An 18574-nucleotide genomic window follows, 5' to 3' on the forward strand; every position below is an offset into this window, starting at 1 on the left:
TGTCGAATGAGTGAGATGGGTGGCGGGCTGTTCGCCGTCCGGCCGCGTGCTCCTGCCCGGGCGGCGCGCTCCGGGCGCGGTGGCTAGCGGGTTGTCCCGGTCCAGGTGACCGGCAGTTCATGGACCCCGTAGATGTTCATATCGGTCCGGAGTCTCACCTCGCCGGCGGGGACGGCGAGCTCGAGGGTCGGGAAGCGGTTCAGCAGCCCGGCGAACCCGGCCCGCATCTCGATCCGGGCCAGTTGCTGGCCGAGGCATTGGTGGACGCCGTGACCGAAGGACAGGTGACCGCGGGCCTTACGACCGATATCGAGGGTGTCCGGGTCGTCGAAGCGCTGCGGGTCGTGGTTGGCCGCCAGCAGTGAGACGACGACAGTTGATCCTTCGGGGATCGTCTCGCCGCCGAGCTCGATATCTTCGGTGGCGTAGCGGTAGAAGATATCGGCGACGGACAGATAGCGCATGAGTTCCTCGACGGCGTCGGGGAACAAGTCGGGCTCGGCGCGCAGCGCGGCGAGCTGATCGGGGTGCTCCAGGAGTGCGAAGGTGCCCAGTGCCAACATGTTGGCGGTGGTTTCGTGGCCGGCGAGCAGCAGCAGGAAGGCGACGCCGATCAGTTCCTCGATGGTGAGGTCGTCGTGGCGAGCCAGATCGGACAGAATATCGTCGCCGGGTTCGGCGCGTTTCGCGGTGACCAACCCGGCCAGGTAGGTGGTCATTGCGCCGTAGGCGGCCATCTTCTCGTCGAGTTCCTGGTCCTTGATCAGGAATTTGGCGGAGTTGGTCTGGAAGGTCTGCCGGTCGGCGTAGGGGACACCGAGCAGTTCACAGATCACCAGCGAGGGCACGGGCAGCGCGAAGTGGGCGACCAGGTCGACCGGCGGGGTCAGGCGTGCCATCTCGTCGAGCTGTCGCTCGGTGATCTCGATGATGTGCTCTTCCAGCTGCTTCATGCGTTTGACGGTGAACGCGCCGATCAGCTTGCGCCGCAGCCGGGTGTGCTCCGGCGGATCCATCGCGATGAACAGGCCGGGGATCTGGGGGGAGGGTTCGGTGGCGGCGGGTATCCCGGGAGTCTCGTACGGCACGTGGACGATGCCGATGTCCTGGCGGGAACTGAACCGGGTGTCGGCCATGACCTTGCGGACCGCGTCGTAGCCGGTGACGAGCCAGCCCTGGTGGCCGTCGGGAAAGATCAGGGGGCTGACCGGTCGGGCCTCGCGCAACCGGGTGATGTCCCGGGGCGGGTCGAAGGGCCCGGCATCGCGGTCCATGGGCAGGCCGTTGGGGACGGGAACGGTTCGCGTCATCGGATTTCCTCTTCGTAGCGTGTGTCGGGTCGGGGACAGGGTCTAGTGGCCGGAGCCGAGGACGATCGCGCCGGACGGGCACATATCGGCGGCCTCGCCCACGGCCCGCTCAAGGTGGGATGCGGGGGTACGGGCCAGCAGCACTACGCGGCCGTCCTCGTCGTCCTGGTCGAAGACGTCGGGGGCGGTCATTACGCACATGCCGGCGCCGATACAGCGCTCCCGGTCCACTCTGAGTTCCATCGGTGCACCACTTGTCATAGGAACACTGTCGACGGTCCGGCTGACAGCGCCCTGACACCGATCTGACATATCCACTGACACGGTGTTCGGCCTGGTCGCATCGCACGACGGCGACCGGAGCAGCATCGGTCCGCAGCCGTGCGTGCGAGGGCCGCCCGGTGGCGGCCGATCGTGCACGGCAGAATGGTCGGGTGCAGATCGGGATACTTGGGCCGCTCGAAATCCGGATAGACGGCGGATCGATCGGGATACCGGGTACCCGGTTGCGGGTGTTGTTGATCGCCCTCGCGCTCGAGCCCGGCCGGGTGATTCCGAAAGCGACGCTGGTCGACTGGATCTGGGGTGAGCAGCCGCCCTCCGACGAGGCGAACGCCCTGCAGGCGCTGGTCTCCCGACTGCGCAGGTTACTGCCGGACGGGTCGCTCGACGGGCAGGCGGGCGGCTACCGGCTGACCGTGGAACCCCGCGCTGTGGACGCGGTGCGGTTCGAACAGCTGCTCGACCGGGCCCGCGGCGGTGACGAAGCCAAACGCGCCCAGCTGCTGCGCGAAGCCCTCGACCTGTGGCGCGGTGCGCTGATGGAGAACGTCGAGGTGCCCGACAGTGCGGCCGTCGACGCGGTGATCGCTCGATTCGAGGGACTGCGTCTGGCCGCCACGGAAGATCTGTACGAGGCGGAGATCCGCCTGGGCCGGGGTGCGGAACTGGTCCCCGAGCTGACCGAGCTGGTGGCCCGCAATCCGGCGCGGGAGCGGCTCGTCGCCGCGCTCATGCGGGCGCTCGGCGCCGCGGGCCGTGGCGCCGAGGCGCTGACCGTGTATCAGCGGGCGCGCGAGGAACTCGCCGATACCCTCGGCGTGGATCCTTCGCCGGAACTCTCCGCGCTGCACGTGGCGCTGTTGCGTGGCGAAGTGGGCGCGCCGGAAAACGAACGCAAGACGAACCTGCGCGCCGAGCTGACCACATTCGTCGGCAAGTACGCCGACGTCGCCGCTGTGCGCGATCTCATCGCCGACCATCGACTCACCACCTTGACCGGGCCCGGCGGATCGGGGAAGACGAGGCTGGCCCTGGAAACCGCGCGGACCATGCTGGAGGACCTGCCGGACGGCGCCTGGGTGGTGGAGCTGGCGTCGGTCGGCCCGAGTGGTGACGTGGCGCAATCGGCGCTCGCCGCGCTCGCGTTGCGTGACGCGCTGCTCGGTGGCGCACCTGACGCGGAACCGATGGACCGGCTCGTCGCGGCACTGCGCGAGCGCGAAACGCTGCTGATCCTGGACAACTGTGAGCATGTGATCGAGTCCGCGGCGGCATTCGCGCACCGAGTGCTCGGGGAGTGCCGCCGGCTGCGGATCCTTGCGACGAGCAGGGAACCGCTGGGCATCACGGGGGAGGCGTTATGGCAGGTCGAGCCGCTGGCGCTGCCCACCGAGGATGCGGAGGCGGGCGAGATCGAATCCTCCCCGGCCGTGCAGCTGTTGCGGGACCGGGCCGGTGCGGTGCACAGGGATCTCGCGGCGGATGCCCACACCCTGTCGACCATGGCGCGGGTCTGCCGGGCGCTCGACGGGATACCACTGGCGATCGAACTGGCCGCGGCCAGATTGCGCACCATGTCCCTCGATCAGCTCGCCGACCGGCTCGACGATCGTTTCCGGCTGCTCACCGGCGGCAGCCGTATCGCACTACCGCGGCACCGGACGTTGCGAGCGGTGGTCGACTGGAGCTGGGAGCTGCTCAGTGATGCCGAACGGATGGTCCTGCGCAGACTCGCGGTGTTCTCCGGCGGCGCGAGTCTGGAAGCGGCCGAACAGGTCTGCGCGGGTCTCGAACTGCCGGACGCCACGATCGAACAGTGGGAGGTACTCGATCTGCTGACGACGCTGGCCGAGAAATCGCTACTGCTCACCGCGGTGGACGACGTGTCTCCCGCGCCGCGCTATCGGATGCTCGGCACGATCGGGCAATACGCCGCGGACCGGCTCGCGGAGGCCGGCGAATCGGAATCCGCGCGCCGAGCGCATCTCGCGTACTTCATCGGACTGGCCGAGAACGCGGAGCCGCATCTGCGCCGCGCCGAGCAGTTGGAGTGGCTCGGCATTCTCGAGGTCGAACACGGCAACATCGCGGTCGCGATGCGTGGCGCGCTCGCGGCGGGTGACGCGACCGGGGCGATGCGTCTCGCGGCGGCGGCGGGTTGGTACTGGTGGCTCGGCGGGCACAAGGCCGAGGGCATGGAGCTGATCACCGCGGCCGCCGAAACGACCGGCGAAGTGGACGATGGGACCCGGGCGATGGTGTACAGCCTGGTCGTGCATTTCGTGAGTTCCGGGCGCAATGACGAACGTCAAGTGGAGGAATGGATCCGCAAGGCGCACCGGTTCAGCCTGAGCAGCCGGGCCCGCTCTCCGCTGTTGCGTTTCGTCACCGCGCTGGAGCACATGTTGCAGGGGCCGGACGCGTGGCTGCCCGCGTTCGAACCGCTGCTCACCGACGACGATCCGTGGGTCTGCGCACTGGCCCGGCTGCAACTGGGCAAGCTGCGGATCGTGCTCGGTCAGGAGGGGCGGGTCGCGGACACGTATCTCGAGACGGCGCTCACCGAATTCCGGGCCATCGGCGAGCGCTGGGGGATTTCGTTCGCGCTGACCGAACTGGCGGATCGAATCGCTATGCGCGGCGAGTTCGCCGCCGCGTGCGAGCATTTCGACCAGGCGATCGCGGTGGTCACCGAGGTCGGCGCGCTGGAGGACATCGTCCGGGTGCGGGCGCGGCAGGCTCAGCTGTACTGGCTGCTGGGTGACGCGGAGGCGAGCGCCTCCGCGATGGCCGAGGCACAGCGGTACGCGGATCGTTGCGCCTGGCCGAACGCACTGGCCGAATTGGCCCTGGCGAAGGCGGAGCTGTCCCGGTGGCGCGGTGACAGCGATCAGGCCCACCGGCAGATCCATATCGCGACGACCGTGCTCGGCAGCGAAGCGGAACAGGCGCACACCAGCGCGGTGATCCACAATATGCTCGGGTATCTCGCAGCTGACCTCGGCGACGCCCGGGAACACCGCGCCGCCGCCTTCCACGCGGCGTCCGCGGCGGGATACGCACCCCTCATCGCTCAGGTCCTCGTCGGGATCGCGGATCTGGCGTTGCGTGCCGAACAGTACGAGCAGGCCGTGCGGCTGCTCGCGGCGAGTGCCGGAATCTGCGGACTGGCAGATCGTTCCCAACCGGATGCGGCCCGGATCGAGCAGACAGCACGTCACGGCCTCGATGAAGCGAACTTCACCGAGGCCGTGGAGGAGGGCGCACAAGCGGACTGGCGGGAACTGGTGGCGATCACGCTCGCTTGTTGAACGTGGCACGCGACCACAGATATCCGACGAGGGCGAACCCCGCACACCAGGCGAGCGCCGCGGCCGTGTGGCCGCCGGACGGGTTGCCGGTGAGAAATCCGCGCAGTGACTCGATGATCGGCGTGAAGGGCTGATACTGCGCGAACTGCCGGACGCCCTGTCCCATTTTCTCGGCCGGCACGATGGCGGTGCTGACGAAGGGCAGCATGATCAGCGGGACGACGCCCATGCCCGCGGATTCCGGAGTCTTCGCGGCCATTCCCAGCGCGACCGTCAGCCAGGAGGCCGCGAAGGATGTCGCCGCCATGATGCCGATCGCGCCGAGCCAGTCGAGGGCGGTGGCCGGCGGCCGGAACCCCAGGGCGAAAGCCACGCCGACGACGGCCGCGATGGCCACCGCGTTGGTCAGGATGGTGGCCACGACGTGACCGGTCAGGACGGCGCCGCGGGAGACGTCCATGACCTTGAACCGGTTGATGATGCCCTTCGACATATCGGAACTCACCGATACCGCGGTGCCCGACAATCCGTAGCTGATGGCCAGCAGGATCATTCCCGGGGTGGCGTAATCGATGTAGTTGCCGCCGACATCGAAGGCGCTGCCGAACACGTACACGAAGATCAACATCATCACCACCGGCATCAGGGCCGCGTTGAAGACCGTGACCGGAGTCCGGGCGATGTGTTTGGCATTGCGTCGCAGCATGATCGACGAATCGGCCAGCGACGTGGACAGGGTGCTCATTGTGCGACAACCTCCGTGGTTGCGTGACCGGTCAGGGAAAGGAAGACGTCATCGAGGTCAGGGGTGTGGACCGAGACCTCCGCGGCCTCGATCGAGGATTCGTCGAGCCGATTCAGCAGGCGGCGCAGTGATTTCGTCCCGCCCTCACCCGGCACCCGCAGGGTCAGGGCGTCGTCGTCGCGGTCGGCGCCGGACAGGACCCGCGCCGCCGCGTCCAGTTCCGTGGCATCGGTGAAACGGAACTGGATGTAGCTGCCGGGCACGCGGCGTTTGAGGTCCTCCGGTGTGCCCTCGGCGACGATGCGGCCCTGATCGAGCACCGCGATCCGATCGGCGAGCTGATCGGCTTCCTCGAGGTACTGGGTGGTGAGGAAGATCGTCACACCGTCGCTCGTCAGGTCGCGCACGATTTCCCACATCGTGCGCCGGCTACGCGGATCCAGCCCCGTTGTCGGCTCGTCGAGGAAAACGATCTCCGGCTTGGTGACCAGAGTCATCGCCAGATCCAGCTTGCGACGCATACCCCCGGAATAGGTCGCCGCCCGCTTGCGCGCCGACTCCGCCAGATCGAATCGCTCCAGCAGGTCGGCGACCACGCGCTTGCTCTGCTCGCCCCGCAAGCGGTGTAAGTCCGCCATCAATCGCAGGTTTTCCTCTCCGGTCAGCAGATCGTCCACCGCCGCGAACTGGCCGGTGACCCCGATCGCCGCACGCACCGCCTCGGTCTCGGACGCGATATCGTGCCCGGCGACACGCGCCGTGCCACCGTCGGCCTTCAACAGCGTGGTCAGCACGTTCACCGTGGTCGTCTTGCCCGCGCCGTTCGGACCGAGTAGGGAGAAAATCGTGCCGGCACCGATATCCAGATCGATGCCGTCGAGGACGGTTCTGTCCCCGTATGCCTTCCGCAGCCCGGAGGCCGCGATTGCTGAACTCGTCATGGGAATACTGTCGCCAGTCCGGCTGATACCGGCCTGATATCGGTCTGACACGTCCGCTGACACGGTGTTCGGCCTCGTCCGCCACCCGGTCGGCCTGCGCGCCCCGCCGGGGCGCCTGGCCGAGGCGCCGGCCGTACCGGCGAGTGCCGGACCGGCTACCGCGAATCCACCGGAGTCGCCGTCCCGGACGCGCGGCGGCGGTTATCGCCCACGAACGTGAGTTCGCACGCTATCTTGATCGGCCTGCATGTTCGTCGGACGACGATTACGGAGAACGTGAATATGGGTATGGCTCGGAAGGTTGTCGGACTATCGATCCTGGTCGCGGGTGCGGCGACGTCGATCACGGTCGCGACGGGTGCGGCGGTTGCGCAGCCGCGGGACTGTGTGCTGGATCGGTGGGCGACCGGCGCGTCGGCGCATTGCGGTGGCGAGGGCGCCTACATTCTCGAAGTGGATTGCCTCGGTGTGAATCTGGCGTACGGCCGGCCGCTCGGGCCCTACAACAAGTCGGTCACCGGGTTCGCCGACGACCCTGCCGGGCGGCCGAGCCGGGACTGCATGATGCCCACCACGCTGGGACAGGTCGGGATCGCGACCGGCGTGCGGATCACGCAGGTGCCCACCCGCCCGGGGCTCCCGGACAACGCGTGGGAGTACGACCCGGGACGGCGCTGAGCCGCTGCCGGGTAGCGGCGCTTTCGATTAAACCCGGGATCTCCGAGCCGGGGTGAGTGTGCCTCGGTGCGAACACTTGTCGGCTCATCCGGTGATCAGCTGTTTCCGGAGGACATGTTTGGTGAGCTTGCCCGACGGGTTTCGAGGCAGTTCGTCCACCAGCACCAACTCGCGCGGAATCTTGTAGCGGGCCAGCTGGTCGGAGAGTTCGTCGCGCAGGTCGTCGAGTTCGAGCACTGCTCCGCGGGCCGCGACGACCACGGCGACCACCGTTTCGCCCCACTCCGGATGCGGGCGGCCGATCACCGCGACGTCCAGCACATCGGAACGGCGGCCGATCGCCTCCTCGACTTCCTGGGAGTACACGTTCTCGCCGCCGGTGATGATGACGTCCTTGGTGCGGTCGACGATGTAGACGTATCCGTCCTTGTCGAGCCGCGCGACGTCGCCGCTGCGATACCAGCGGCCTTCGAATACCTCCGCGGTGGCCGCGGCGTCGTTCAGGTACCCGATCATCCGGGTGTCGCCGGCGAGCCAGATCTCCCCGGTCTCGCCCGGCGCGGCGTCGGCGCCGTCGGGTCGCACGACCCGAAGGTCGACCCCGGGCATACCGCATCGGCCGATCGATCCGGCCTTGGTGATCTGTTCGTGCGGGTACAGCGCGGTGCCGGTGGGGCCCATCTCGCTCATGCCGTACACCTGGTAGAAGTTCTCGGACCGGTATTCCCGCTGGAGCCGGCGGGCGACCTCGGCGCCGATGGGCGCGCCGCCATAGGTCCAACGGCGCATGGACGAGAAGTCGAAGTCGGCCGGCCGCTTCCCGGCGGCCCGTGCCGCCTGGAGCGGTGCCAGGTAGGCGATCGGCGCCCCGAAGAACGCTGTGATCCGCTGTTCCTGGACGGTTTCCAGGAATTTCAGGGGGTGGTACTCGCGCATCAGAACGATCGTGCCGCCCAGGAATATCGTCGTGATGAACCAGACGTTGAGCGGTGCGGCATGCCAGATCGGCATCGCGATCAATACGCGCTCGTCCTGGTCGAGACCGAGCGTGTTCGCGATATAGGGCGCGACCGTGGTGATCGAGCGGTGGGTGTGCAGGCATCCCTTCGGTGCGCTGGTGGTGCCGGAGGTGTAGAGCACCTGCGCGATATCGGACTCCTGAACCGGCGCCCCGGCCCACTTTTCGGCCGCACCGGTCAGGCGGTCGAAATCGCGATCGGCGTGTGCGGGCGCGTCGTCGCCGAGTTCGGTCAGCAGCCAATCGACCTGTGGCGCACCGGCTTGCGCATTCGCTCGCAGATCCGCCGACACCACGCCGACCTTCGCCCCGCAGTGGGCCAGCGTGTACTCGATCTCCGGGGGCGCGAGCTTGTGGTTGACCGGCACCAGCGCCGCGCCCGCGCGCCAGGCGCCGAATGCCGCGACCGCGAACCCCGGACTGTTGTAGGTCATCACCGCGACCCGGTCGCCCGGCCGGACGCCGCGCTCGCGCAGCACCCGCGCGGCCCGCTCGGACGCGGAGAGCAATTCGGCGTAGGTGATCCGCTCGGCGCCGTAGACGATCGCGTCCTTGTCGGGGTATCTGCGAACGGTGCTCTCCAGCATCGTGGTCAGGTTCATGGGGCCGCTCCTCGCGTTCGCCTTCGATCCGCGGGGCATTGCCGTGGGTCGGGTTCGGGTCTACAGTGCTTCTTCGAAGGATTGAATCATGATTCGAACTATACGGAAAGGGGCCCGGACGGGTGGTGTACCGGCCGACCGAGAAGACGCGCGCCGCGCAGGCGCAACGGCGGGCAGCGCTCCTCGGTGAGGCCACCGAACTGGTGGCGACCAGCGGATTCGCCGCGGCGACCGTCAAGGCGATCGCCGAGCGCAGCGGACTCGGCGTCGGCACGGTCTACTCCTACTTCGACGGCAACGCCGACCTGCTCGCGGCTGTCTTCCGGGCCAGTGCGGATCGGGAGCTCGCCGTGGTGCGGGCGGCGGTCGACGGAGCCGACGGCGCGCCCGCGCGATTGCGCGCCCTGGTCGAGACGTTCTCGATACGCGCGATCCGCGGCAGGCAGATGGCCTGGTCGCTGCTCTTCGAGCCCGTCGATCCGCGAATCGACGCCGAGCGCCTGACCTACCGGGCCGCTTACCACCGGCTGACCACCGAGATCCTGCGCGAGGGCATCGCGGCGGGGGTGTTCCCCGACCAGCATCTCGGCGTTACGGCGGCCGCGCTGATCGGCGCCATCAGCGAATCGCTCACCGGCAGGCTCTCGCCGACTCATGCGGTGACGAACGACGAGGACGCCGATGATCGCGGGATCGTCGAGGCGATCATGCGTTTCTGTTTCCACGGCACCGGCTACACCGGCGATGACGCCCGACGCTCACCGGGCTCCGCCTACTCGAATCGACGTATCGAAGGGACACCCTCATGACAGCCATCGCTCCCGCGGGATTCCGCACCCACGAGGTGTTCAACCAGGCGCCCCCGCGGATCGGCGTGAACGAGTACACGTCGAACGTCGCGCTGGTCGAGGGGGTGTCACGGCACGACGCCGACTGGGCGACTGAGGCGCTGATCGACGTCGGCGATCTCGTGGGCGCGGAGTCCTTCCAGCACGATGCCGAGCTGGCGAACACCGTCACCCCGGTGTTCCACTCCCACGACAGGTACGGCAACCGGATCGATGAGGTCGAGTTCCATCCGGCCTACCACCGGGTAATCGGCGCCGCGGTGGCGCACGGCGCCCATACCGCCGCGTGGGCGCGACCGAGGCCCGGAGCGAATGTCGCGCGGGCCGCGACGTTCATGCTGTTCGCGCAGGTCGAAGCGGGGCACGCCTGTCCGATCTCGATGACCCACTCCGTTGTTCCGGCCCTCGAGTTCTCCCCCGAAGTCGCGGAATTGTGGTTGCCGCGGCTGTACGGCCGCGGCTACGACGGCCGCCTGCGGGCTCCCGGCGACAAATCCGGTGTGCTGTTCGGGATGGCGATGACCGAGAAACAGGGCGGCTCCGATGTCCGGGTCAACACCACCCGCGCGGTCGCGAACTCGGACGGGACCTGGTCGCTGACCGGCCACAAGTGGTTCTGCTCGGCCCCCATGTCCGACGGATTCCTGATCCTCGCGCAGGCCCAGGACCCGGCCACGGCCGGCGACTCCGCGGCTCTCTCGTGCTTCCTCGTACCGCGGGTACTCGAGGACGGCACCCGCAACGTATTCCGGATCCAGCGACTGAAGGACAAGCTCGGCAACAAGTCCAACGCGTCCTCGGAAATCGAACTCGACGGCACTGTGGGCCATCTCGTCGGTGAGCCGGGGCGTGGGGTGCGCACCATCATCGAGATGGTTTCCCGGACCCGCCTGGACTGCGTGTACGGCTCGACCGCGGGTATGCGCCAGTCCGTCGCCGAGGCACTGTGGCATGTCCGGCATCGCAGTGCCTTCGGTGCGACGCTGATCGATCAGCCCGCCATGACCGCGGTCGCCGCCGACCTCGCGCTCGAGTCCGAGGCCGCTACGGTCACCGCGCTGCGGCTCGCCCGTGCGCACGACGCGGATGCCGACGAGAGCGAAAAGGCGTTCCGCCGGCTCGCCACCGCGGTGTCGAAGTATTGGATCTGCAAGCGTGGCCCCCACCATGCCTACGAGGCTCTCGAATGCCTCGGCGGCAACGGCTACACCGAGTCGTTCCCGCTGGCGCGCCGCTACCGGGAGCAGCCGGTCATGGCTGTATGGGAGGGCTCGGGCAATGTCATCGCCCTGGACGTCCTGCGGGCGATGACTCGTGAACCCGAGTCGGCACACGCTTTCGACGCCGAACTCGCCACGGCCCGCGGTGCGTCCGCCCTCTTCGATCGGCATCACGATCGCATGCGGCGCGCGCTCACCGAATTATCGGCCCTTCCGCCCGAGCGGGCGCAGTTACGGGCCCGCGCTGTGGCGTCCTCGATGGCGCTGGGCCTGCAGGCGTCGCTGCTGTTGCGGTATTCGCCGACGGCCGTCGCCGAGGCGTTTCTCGCGGCCCGGCTGGGCGAAGATCGTGACCTGCAGTACGGATCCTTGCCTGCGGGTACCGATTTCGCCGCCATCCTCGCTCGGCACTGAACCAACGGCCGCTATCGGCTCAGAGCAGGGAAAGCTGGAGCCCGACGTCGAGGTCCATCTCGTGCAGTGCGGAACGATCGGCGTCGGAGTCGATCTCGGCGTCCAGTCCGAGTGCCGTGACCAATGCGGTGTTCACCTTGTTGCCCTGGACCAGGTCCAGGTCCAGGGTCAGCGAACCCTCGATCTCGCGATCGTTGTCGGAGGTGGACAGGCCGGTGCCGAGTGCCTTGTCGATGGCGGTGAGGAGACCGGGGCTCAGGGTGATCCCTTGCCCGCCGAGCAGCAGTGTCGCCCGCGACGAGCCCTCTTCCTTCACGACCTCGGCGTGATCGGGTTCGGACACGCCGGCGATATCGATCGTCGAGCCACCTACTTCGCCAGTGATGTGTCCGGTCGTGATGTCGTAGGTCAGGGCCGAGATCGTGACCTCGGCACTGCCTTTGGAGAGCTGTATCCCACCGGTGAACCGGGCTGATCCGTCTATACCCTTGTGCGCGGTGCGGTAGGTGATCGTGCTGCCACGCGCGATGTCGAGCGCGATCCCGTGATCGGTGTCGACCGCCCCGCCGTCGGCCGCGGCCACGATGCTCTCGCCGTCGAGGTCGATCGCCCGGCCGAGGTCGAGCACCAGCCTGCCGCCGACTACCGGAACTCGGTCCTGCTCAGGGGCTTCGGTGCGAACCAACCCCGCTACAGGTGCGGCGTCGGCCGCGGGATGGACGAGAAGCGCCGCGGCACTTCCGGCCGCGACGACGAGGGCGGCGGCACTGCAGCGAAATCGACGGGACAACGGAACCCCTTCCGGATTGTGATCGTTGATCGCTATCAATCACTCATGCGGTCTTCGGAGCAGTGCGTGAGCCGGATGGGCCGTTGTTCGCAAATCTGCGATGATCAGGCGATAACCATGTTACTGTCGCGCTGTCGGTGCGGCTGGGCAGGATACCGGCGTCGATGTGGGTGATCGGGGGAAGCCTCGGTCGCCCGGAAAAGGCAGGGCTCGTGCACGTGGTCGTCGGTGGTTGCGGGGGAGCGGCGTATCGCCGGCCGAACCCGCTCCAGGAGGCGGCTCCGCCGTCCGGGCGAACACGAGGTGTGCCCATGGCTGTCGCGCGCGTGTGGGCCGGCGGCACAGTTCGATAGAACGGAATGGCAAGTATGGCAGTTCGATTCGCTGTATCCGACGAGCTCGGGATGGCTACCACGCGCTCGGCCGCACGAGGGGCGGCACAGGCACGCCGCCGCACGCTTCGTCATCGCGCGGTGGTCGTGACGCCCACCGTGGCCGACGCCGTGGATTGCCTGGGGGGTTGGATGTTCGACCGGACCATGGCGGGCAGCGAGACGATCGTGCTCACGCCTTGCGCCGGTCATGCGCGAGCGCTGGAGATCCTCGGCGCGACGGCCACGGAATTCGGCGATCTGACGGACTATCCGGAATGGGCCACCGGCTTCGAGGTGCTGGCTGTCGCCGCCGACGTCCACACCGCCGATGCCCGGGTCCAGGAGATGGTTCGCGCGCGGCGCGACCTCGGGATGGAGCAGACCTATTTCTGGGGACGTTGCCCGGCCATCGGATTCGGTCGCGAGTTCGCGGTGGCGACTTCCCATCAGGTCAGCCTGGCGGGGCATGCCTTCAAATGCCGGGCGCTGGACGCGGTCGGGACTGCGCGTGATCCGCGACCGGCCGCCGAGATGTTCTGGACGTATCGCGGGCCTCGGTAGCGCGTTACGGGTCGATCGCCGCGGGGTCGGGCCGGTCGCCGTTGTGGTCGGCTGTGTTGTGGTCGGCTGTGTGCCCGCTCGGCTCCGCGAAGCCCGGTCCGAACAATGAGAAGAGGGAAAAGTCCAGCGACGGGGTCGTATCCGGTTCAGCGGCCGACCTGTGGGTCGCCAGCTGTGAATTGTCGCTCGTCAGCCGGTGGACCACGCGTTCGAGCGACAACAGAATCGTGGGAACGTCGGCCGTCCCGTCGACCAACCGGCCGACCATCGCATAACACAGGTTGATCAGGACCAGCGCGATATCGGCGACATAGTCGCGATCCAGACCGGCGAGCAGGTGTCCGGCGGCGGGCAGAACGGCTTCGAATCCTTGGCTGTCCAATCGATTCCCGCCGGGTGTAGCGCGGGCGCGGTAGAAGGCATGCGCCATACGCGGGCTCCGCTCCCAGGGCTGGAACACCCGCCGAACGAGCCGCATCAAACCGTCGGGCAGGGGCTCGTGCTGTGGGTGGGGCGACAAATCGGTGTAGGCATTGCCGGCCATCCACGCCTCGACCGCCGCCAGGATGAGTTCGTCGCGGCTGCTGTGCAGACCGTAGATGGTCGTCAGCGACACCCGGGCACGTTTGGCGACCGTCCGCAGCTGCACCGCGTCGTAGCCGTCGGCCTCGATGATCTCGACCACGGTATCGAGGATTCTTGCTGCCGCGTCCACCTCGCCGGGGCCATCCACCGAGTTATGGTAACTCGACTTTTCGGCGCGCCGCCGGTCCGCTTCCGGGCGCGGGCGCCCGTAAACGGAGTGATCAGGAATCGAGAAGCACTGGACACAGCACAGTCATTAGCGTCGTCATCGATCTCGGGCGGCGCATCGCCGGGGCACTCGTTATCGAGGAGGACGCGATGAACTGGAGCAAGCGGGTTCGGCAGATCCACCGGGTGCTGGCGATCGTCCTCACCGTGACCGTCGTCCTCACCGTCGTAGCCTTGGTGCTGCGGGCGCCGATCTGGGTGTCGTACCTCCCGTTGCCTCCCCTCGCCCTACTGTTCTTCTCCGGTCTCTACCTGTACGTGTTGCCGTTCGTCGGAAGATGGCGAGGTGGACCGGCCGGGGCCGTCCCGTCCGGTCGGGCTCCCGGAGCCGGGGGTCGTTCGACCGCGCACGGGATACGGACACTGCACCGCGGGGCGGCCGTGGTCTTCACGGTGACAGTCCTCGCGACCTTCGTGGCATCGGCATTACCGGAACCCCTCGTCTGGGTGTCCTATCTGCCCCTTTTCCCGCTCGCCGCGCTCCTGCTCTCCGGCCTGTACATGTTCGTGCTGCCGTATCGTGGCGCGCGCCGTGGCGACGGCGAGATCGGCGGCGACGAGGACACACGTTCGCTCATGCGCGGCTGACCTCGACCATGACGAAATCCGCCTTCGCCGCACCGCAATCCGGGCACGACCAGTCGTCGGGGATATCGTCCCATCGGGTCCCCGGCGCGATGCCGTCCTCCGGCCAGCCCAGCGCCTCGTCGTATTCGAAGCCGCATTGCACGCATTGGAACAACTTGTATCCGGTGGCCACGTCATTATCCTTTCGTCGTCATGACGGGTTCGAAATCGAGTTTTTCGCGGACCCCGCAGTCCGGGCAGCACCAGTCGTCGGGGATCGACGACCATGCGGTGCCCGCCGGAAATCCTTCCCGGGGCGCGCCGGTGGTTTCGTTGTAGTGGAAGCCGCAGACGGGGCAGGCGTAGACGGTCATCGGTCCGCCACCCCGTACCGGGCCAGCACGCGTTCCCGCCGCCGGGGCTGAATGTTCACGCGGGTGATATCGCCGCGGTAGTGGTCGAGGACGCGGTGATCCATCACCTTTCGCCACAGCGGCGGGAAGTAGGCAAGGGTGATCATGCTGGCATAGCCGCTGGGCAGGTTGGGTGCGCCGTCCACGCTGCGCAGGGTCTGGTAGCGCCGCGTCGGGTTGGCGTGATGATCGCTGTGACGCTGCAGGTGGTAGAGGAAGATATTGGTGACGATATGGTCGGAGTTCCAGCTGTGCGCCGGGGCGCATCGCTCGTACCGGCCCGAGTCCGTCCGGGTCCGGAGCAGCCCGTAGTGCTCGAGGTAGTTCACCGTTTCCAGCAGCGAGAACCCGTATACGGCCTGGAGCAGCAGGAACGGCAGTACTCCCGGGCCGAATACCGCGGCCAGCACACCCCACAGAACAACCGTCATCAACCAGGCGTTGAGCACATCGTTGCGAATCGTCCACGGGCTTTTTCCCATACGCTGGAACCGCGTGCACTCCAATGTCCACGCCGATCGTAGGCTGCCCCATACGCTGCGCGGCAGGAAGCTCCAGAAGGACTCGGCGAACCGAGCGCTGGCCGGATCCTCCGGCGTAGCGACCCGTACATGATGTCCTCGGTTGTGTTCGATGTAGAAGTGGCCGTAGCCGGTCTGGGCGAGTGTGATCTTGGACAGCCAGCGTTCTAGTTCGTCTTTCTTGTGCCCGAGTTCGTGGGCCGTGTTGATCCCGACGCCGCCCATCACGCCGATACTGAGTGCTACCCCGATCTTCGACCACGGCCCGAGTCCGCCGTCGACTCCCAGCCAGGACAGATCCGCCGCGGTCCACAGGTAGGCGGCGAAGATCAGACTGAACAGCTGAAACGGGATGAAGGCGTAGACGCAGTAGCGGTAGTACTTGTCGTGCTCGAGCTGCTCCATGATTTCTTCGGGTGGATTCTGTCCGTCCGGTCCGAAGAACCGATCCAGGATCGGCAGCAGTACATAGACCAGCAGTGGTCCGATCCACCACCAGACCGGTGCCGTCTGGTGCCAGCCCAGCCGGTTGAAGACCCATACCAGCGCCGCGCCCAGGCCGAGCGCGGTCGGCGCGACCAGCCCGAACAACCACAGATAGCGCTTGCGGTCGCGCCACTGCGGCGGCGCCGCATCGCCGCGCTGCTCCCTCCGAGACGTCGTCGTCATCGTTGTCCTCCTCGCCTGCCCGGGGTGCGACGGTCTGTCTGTACCGCCGGCCGCTTCATCGGCAGCCGTCCTTTCGGGTGTTTACACTTTTTAGCAAAGTGTATTCATTACAGACAGTTCTTCTCGGATTGTCAATGATCGGACAATATTGCCGACTGATGTACCCTGGTGGCCGTGGCTGAAGCGCCGAACTTCCACAGCGAGATGCGCCGAGTACTCCGCGCCCGTGTTATCGACACCGCCCGCCGCCTGGTCTGCGACGAGGGCTGGGGCGCGGTCAACATGTCCCGGGTGGCCAAGGAAGTCGGCGTGAGCCGCCCCGTGCTCTACAAAGAGATCGGCACCAAGCAGGACCTGGCCGACGCGGTCATCGCCGGCGAACTCGACACATTTCTGGTCGGCGTCACCGAGGCCATCGCCACCCGGCCCGGCGACCTTCTCGCCGGAATCACCGCCGCGGCGGAGTACACCCTGCGCACCGCGGCGGACAACACGCTGCTCAAAGCCATACTCGCGGGCCGTTCCAGCGCCGACACGACGCTGCTGCCCGCGCTCATGACCGAACCGGAACCCGTCCTGGGTCGCGCTTCCGCCGCGGTCACCGTCGTGCTGTGCGCGCAGTACGATCTCGGCGCGTTCACCGACGACGAAATCGGTACCCGGGTCGAAGCGGTGGTCCGGCTGGTGCTGAGCCACCTGTTCCAGCCCGCGGGCGCCGTCGACCGCGCCGTCGCCCAGGTCGCACTCGTCGCGGGCTGCATATTCACCCGCGAGCCGCGAAGCGGCGACTGACCGCACCCCTCCCGGTACGCCGATGATCGAGAATCCGCGAGGAACCTTGTGGCGCTACCGCGTCCACTCGGTTCGCTGATCTACCGTGTCGGAGTACGGGCACGCCGGGCGCGAATCATCCAACCGGCGACACATACTCTCGAGGAGTTCGCATGGGTGCTGCTCGTTCTGTGCGTAGGTCGCTGTGCGCGACCGTCGCGGTGCTGCTGACGGCGGCCGGGTGTGTATCCGCGGCGTCGGCCGCGCCGGAACACGGTGACCGGCGGCCGAACGTCGTGATGATTCTCGCCGACGATCTGGACGCGGCCACCACGCCGGTGTGGGAGGCGATGCCGCGCACCGCGGCGCTGATCCGCGATCGCGGGATGGAATTCACCGACGCTTTCGCGCCCATGCCGATCTGCTGCGCCGCCCGCGCGTCCATCCTGACCGGCGAATACGGGCACAACACCGGTGTCCTCACCAATGCCGGCGAGGTCGGCGGCTTCGAGACTTTCCGGGCCCGCGGCAACGAATCCCACACCATCGCCACCGCCCTGCACGACGCCGGGTACCGGACCGGTATGGCCGGGAAATACCTCAACGGGCTCGAGGACGACCCCGGCCACATCCCGCCCGGCTGGGACGACTGGAACGCCGGCGTCGACAACTTCCTGTACTCCGGCTACAACTACACACTGAACGAGAACGGCACATTCGTGAAATACGGTGTGACGCCCCAGGATTACGAGACCGACGTGATCCGCGCCAAGTCCGAGCGGTTCATCACCGATGCCGCCGCGTCGGGGCAGCCGTTCTTCTGGTACGCCGTCTCGACCTCCCCGCACTTCCCGATCCCGCCCGCGCCCCGGCATCTGCCCGACACTCGGCCCACGGCCTCGCCGCGGTCGCCGAACTATCAGGAGCCCGACGTCTCCGATAAACCGTCGTGGCTGATCGACACCGCGGGCGCGCGGGCCGCGACGATCGCCGCGACCAACGACGTCGACTACACCAACCGGCTCGGCGCCCTGAAATCTCTCGACGACATGGTCTCGGGCATCGTCGACACTCTCGCCCGCACCGGCGAACTCGACAACACCTACCTGGTCTTCACCTCCGACAACGGCTACAGTCTCGGCGCCCACCGCCTCACTCAGAAAATGGCTCCCTACGAAGAGTCCATGCGGGTGCCGCTGGCGATCGCGGGTCCCGGTATCCGGCCCGGCCGCAGCGCGGCCATGGCCCTCTCGATCGATCTCGCCCCGACGCTCTTCGACTGGGCCGGCGTACCGATCTCCGGACGGGTGGACGGCCGCTCCCTGGCGCCCGTGCTCTCCGGCGATACCAGCGGGTGGCGTGACGATTTCGCCGCCGAGTACGGGGGACCGGGCGACGACGGTCGCGACGGCATCGCCCAGGAGCAGATCCCCGGTACCGACTCCCCGCTCGTCTATGTACTGGATATGCCGTCCTGGAGCGCCGTACGCACGGCGAGTTATCTGTACGTGCGCTGGTACGAACGTGAACGCCCGCTCGACCAGCGCGAATACGAACTGTACGACCTGCGGGCCGACCCGTACCAGTTGACCAATCTGATCAAAACCCCCGCGGGGCGCGCCACCCACGCCGCCGTGGTCGCCGACCTGGACCGCCGTCTCGCGACGCTGACCACCTGCGCGGGATCCACTTGCCGCTAGCTCGGACGGTGTCGAGCCGGTCGTCG

At 67.6% G+C, this 18574-nt stretch carries 18 protein-coding genes; 8 read left to right on the top strand and 10 right to left on the bottom strand.

Annotated elements, in window-relative coordinates; genetic code table 11:
- Positions 1 to 83 precede the first annotated feature (83 nt).
- Positions 84 to 1310 carry a cytochrome P450 gene (locus tag OG804_RS05040; RefSeq protein ID WP_328394349.1) on the bottom strand — a complete coding sequence of 409 codons (1227 nt, stop codon included), beginning with the start codon at positions 1308 to 1310 and terminating at the stop codon, positions 84 to 86.
- Between the two features lie 42 nt (positions 1311 to 1352).
- Positions 1353 to 1571: a ferredoxin gene (locus OG804_RS05045; protein WP_442941743.1), complete on the bottom strand. Its 219-nt coding sequence runs from the start codon at positions 1569 to 1571 to the stop codon at positions 1353 to 1355.
- A 173-nt stretch (positions 1572 to 1744) separates the two neighbouring features.
- Between OG804_RS05045 and OG804_RS05050 the strand changes: the two genes are divergently transcribed.
- Positions 1745 to 4903 carry a BTAD domain-containing putative transcriptional regulator gene (locus tag OG804_RS05050; RefSeq protein WP_328394351.1) on the top strand — a complete coding sequence of 1053 codons (3159 nt, stop codon included), beginning with the start codon at positions 1745 to 1747 and terminating at the stop codon, positions 4901 to 4903.
- Here OG804_RS05050 and OG804_RS05055 read toward each other — a convergent pair.
- Together OG804_RS05055 and OG804_RS05060 are read right to left on the bottom strand one after the other, a co-directional pair.
- Entirely contained in the window at positions 4887 to 5648 is a 762-nt protein-coding gene (locus OG804_RS05055) for an ABC transporter permease (protein ID WP_328394353.1), read from the bottom strand. The two genes, OG804_RS05050 and OG804_RS05055, sit on opposite strands and share 17 nt — an antisense overlap.
- Entirely contained in the window at positions 5645 to 6589 is a 945-nt protein-coding gene (locus tag OG804_RS05060) for an ATP-binding cassette domain-containing protein (RefSeq protein ID WP_328394355.1), read from the bottom strand. The genes OG804_RS05055 and OG804_RS05060 overlap by 4 nt, the downstream gene beginning before the upstream one ends.
- Before the next feature lie 288 nt (positions 6590 to 6877).
- Between OG804_RS05060 and OG804_RS05065 the strand changes: the two genes are divergently transcribed.
- Complete coding sequence (locus OG804_RS05065) at positions 6878 to 7267, top strand: hypothetical protein (RefSeq protein ID WP_328394357.1); 390 nt, start codon at positions 6878 to 6880, stop codon at positions 7265 to 7267.
- A gap of 84 nt (positions 7268 to 7351) precedes the next feature.
- Here OG804_RS05065 and OG804_RS05070 read toward each other — a convergent pair whose 3' ends face one another.
- Positions 7352 to 8887 (bottom strand): class I adenylate-forming enzyme family protein, encoded by a 1536-nt coding sequence (locus tag OG804_RS05070; RefSeq protein ID WP_328394359.1) that lies wholly within the window; start codon positions 8885 to 8887, stop codon positions 7352 to 7354.
- Positions 8888 to 9009: 122 nt separating this feature from the next.
- On the opposite strand from OG804_RS05070, the gene OG804_RS05075 reads away from it, so the two are divergent.
- Positions 9010 to 9696, top strand: coding sequence for a TetR/AcrR family transcriptional regulator (locus OG804_RS05075; protein WP_328394361.1), 687 nt, complete (start codon positions 9010 to 9012; stop codon positions 9694 to 9696).
- Entirely contained in the window at positions 9693 to 11369 is a 1677-nt protein-coding gene (locus OG804_RS05080) for an acyl-CoA dehydrogenase family protein (protein ID WP_328394363.1), read from the top strand. Before OG804_RS05075 ends, OG804_RS05080 begins: the two co-directional genes overlap by 4 nt.
- A 19-nt stretch (positions 11370 to 11388) precedes the next feature.
- On the opposite strand, the gene OG804_RS05085 is transcribed toward OG804_RS05080, so the two are convergent.
- A complete protein-coding gene (locus OG804_RS05085; protein ID WP_328394365.1) occupies positions 11389 to 12159 on the bottom strand; it encodes a hypothetical protein in 771 nt (256 codons plus the stop codon).
- 404 nt (positions 12160 to 12563) lie between these two features.
- On the opposite strand from OG804_RS05085, the gene OG804_RS05090 reads away from it, so the two are divergent.
- On the top strand, positions 12564 to 13094 hold the full coding sequence (locus tag OG804_RS05090; protein WP_328394367.1) for a hypothetical protein: 531 nt from the start codon (positions 12564 to 12566) through the stop codon (positions 13092 to 13094).
- Positions 13095 to 13098: 4 nt separating this feature from the next.
- Here OG804_RS05090 and OG804_RS05095 read toward each other — a convergent pair whose 3' ends face one another.
- Positions 13099 to 13827, bottom strand: a complete 729-nt coding sequence (locus OG804_RS05095) for a TetR family transcriptional regulator (protein ID WP_328394369.1) — start codon at positions 13825 to 13827, stop codon at positions 13099 to 13101.
- A 170-nt stretch (positions 13828 to 13997) separates the two neighbouring features.
- On the opposite strand from OG804_RS05095, the gene OG804_RS05100 reads away from it, so the two are divergent.
- Positions 13998 to 14495: a hypothetical protein gene (locus OG804_RS05100; RefSeq protein WP_328394371.1), complete on the top strand. Its 498-nt coding sequence runs from the start codon at positions 13998 to 14000 to the stop codon at positions 14493 to 14495.
- On the opposite strand, the gene OG804_RS05105 is transcribed toward OG804_RS05100, so the two are convergent.
- Genes OG804_RS05105 through OG804_RS05115 form a run of 3 tightly spaced genes read right to left on the bottom strand, consistent with a single transcriptional unit; the run spans position 14482 to position 16077 of the window.
- Entirely contained in the window at positions 14482 to 14667 is a 186-nt protein-coding gene (locus tag OG804_RS05105; protein WP_328394373.1) for a rubredoxin, read from the bottom strand. The genes OG804_RS05100 and OG804_RS05105 overlap by 14 nt on opposite strands.
- A gap of 4 nt (positions 14668 to 14671) precedes the next feature.
- Entirely contained in the window at positions 14672 to 14848 is a 177-nt protein-coding gene (locus tag OG804_RS05110) for a rubredoxin (protein WP_328394375.1), read from the bottom strand.
- The gene (locus OG804_RS05115) at positions 14845 to 16077 is read right to left on the bottom strand and encodes an alkane 1-monooxygenase (protein ID WP_328394377.1); all 1233 of its coding nucleotides are present in this window, start codon (positions 16075 to 16077) and stop codon (positions 14845 to 14847) included. The genes OG804_RS05110 and OG804_RS05115 overlap by 4 nt, the downstream gene beginning before the upstream one ends.
- A 174-nt stretch (positions 16078 to 16251) precedes the next feature.
- Here OG804_RS05115 and OG804_RS05120 point away from each other — a divergent pair, with 174 nt between their 5' ends.
- Both OG804_RS05120 and OG804_RS05125 read left to right on the top strand, forming a co-directional pair.
- Positions 16252 to 16869, top strand: coding sequence for a TetR family transcriptional regulator (locus tag OG804_RS05120; RefSeq protein ID WP_328394378.1), 618 nt, complete (start codon positions 16252 to 16254; stop codon positions 16867 to 16869).
- Between the two features lie 152 nt (positions 16870 to 17021).
- Positions 17022 to 18548, top strand: a complete 1527-nt coding sequence (locus OG804_RS05125) for a sulfatase-like hydrolase/transferase (protein WP_328394380.1) — start codon at positions 17022 to 17024, stop codon at positions 18546 to 18548.
- Positions 18549 to 18574 lie beyond the last annotated feature (26 nt).

It is taken from the genome of Nocardia sp. NBC_00416, from assembly GCF_036032445.1.
Classification (GTDB): Bacteria; Actinomycetota; Actinomycetes; order Mycobacteriales; family Mycobacteriaceae; genus Nocardia.

What these genes read in the sequence shown, in the direction of transcription:
- OG804_RS05080 (WP_328394363.1), top strand. Translation starts at nt 9,693, where the DNA reads ATGACAGCCATCGCTCCCGCGGGATTCCGCACCCACGAGGTGTTCAAC.
- OG804_RS05040 (WP_328394349.1), bottom strand. Translation starts at nt 1,310, where the DNA reads ATGACGCGAACCGTTCCCGTCCCCAACGGCCTGCCCATGGACCGCGAT.
- OG804_RS05070 (WP_328394359.1), bottom strand. Translation starts at nt 8,887, where the DNA reads ATGAACCTGACCACGATGCTGGAGAGCACCGTTCGCAGATACCCCGAC.
- OG804_RS05090 (WP_328394367.1), top strand. Translation starts at nt 12,564, where the DNA reads ATGGCTACCACGCGCTCGGCCGCACGAGGGGCGGCACAGGCACGCCGC.
- OG804_RS05125 (WP_328394380.1), top strand. Translation starts at nt 17,022, where the DNA reads ATGGGTGCTGCTCGTTCTGTGCGTAGGTCGCTGTGCGCGACCGTCGCG.
- OG804_RS05115 (WP_328394377.1), bottom strand. Translation starts at nt 16,077, where the DNA reads ATGACGACGACGTCTCGGAGGGAGCAGCGCGGCGATGCGGCGCCGCCG.
- OG804_RS05045 (WP_442941743.1), bottom strand. Translation starts at nt 1,571, where the DNA reads ATGACAAGTGGTGCACCGATGGAACTCAGAGTGGACCGGGAGCGCTGT.
- OG804_RS05110 (WP_328394375.1), bottom strand. Translation starts at nt 14,848, where the DNA reads ATGACCGTCTACGCCTGCCCCGTCTGCGGCTTCCACTACAACGAAACC.
- OG804_RS05060 (WP_328394355.1), bottom strand. Translation starts at nt 6,589, where the DNA reads ATGACGAGTTCAGCAATCGCGGCCTCCGGGCTGCGGAAGGCATACGGG.
- OG804_RS05055 (WP_328394353.1), bottom strand. Translation starts at nt 5,648, where the DNA reads ATGAGCACCCTGTCCACGTCGCTGGCCGATTCGTCGATCATGCTGCGA.
- OG804_RS05100 (WP_328394371.1), top strand. Translation starts at nt 13,998, where the DNA reads ATGAACTGGAGCAAGCGGGTTCGGCAGATCCACCGGGTGCTGGCGATC.
- OG804_RS05065 (WP_328394357.1), top strand. Translation starts at nt 6,878, where the DNA reads ATGGCTCGGAAGGTTGTCGGACTATCGATCCTGGTCGCGGGTGCGGCG.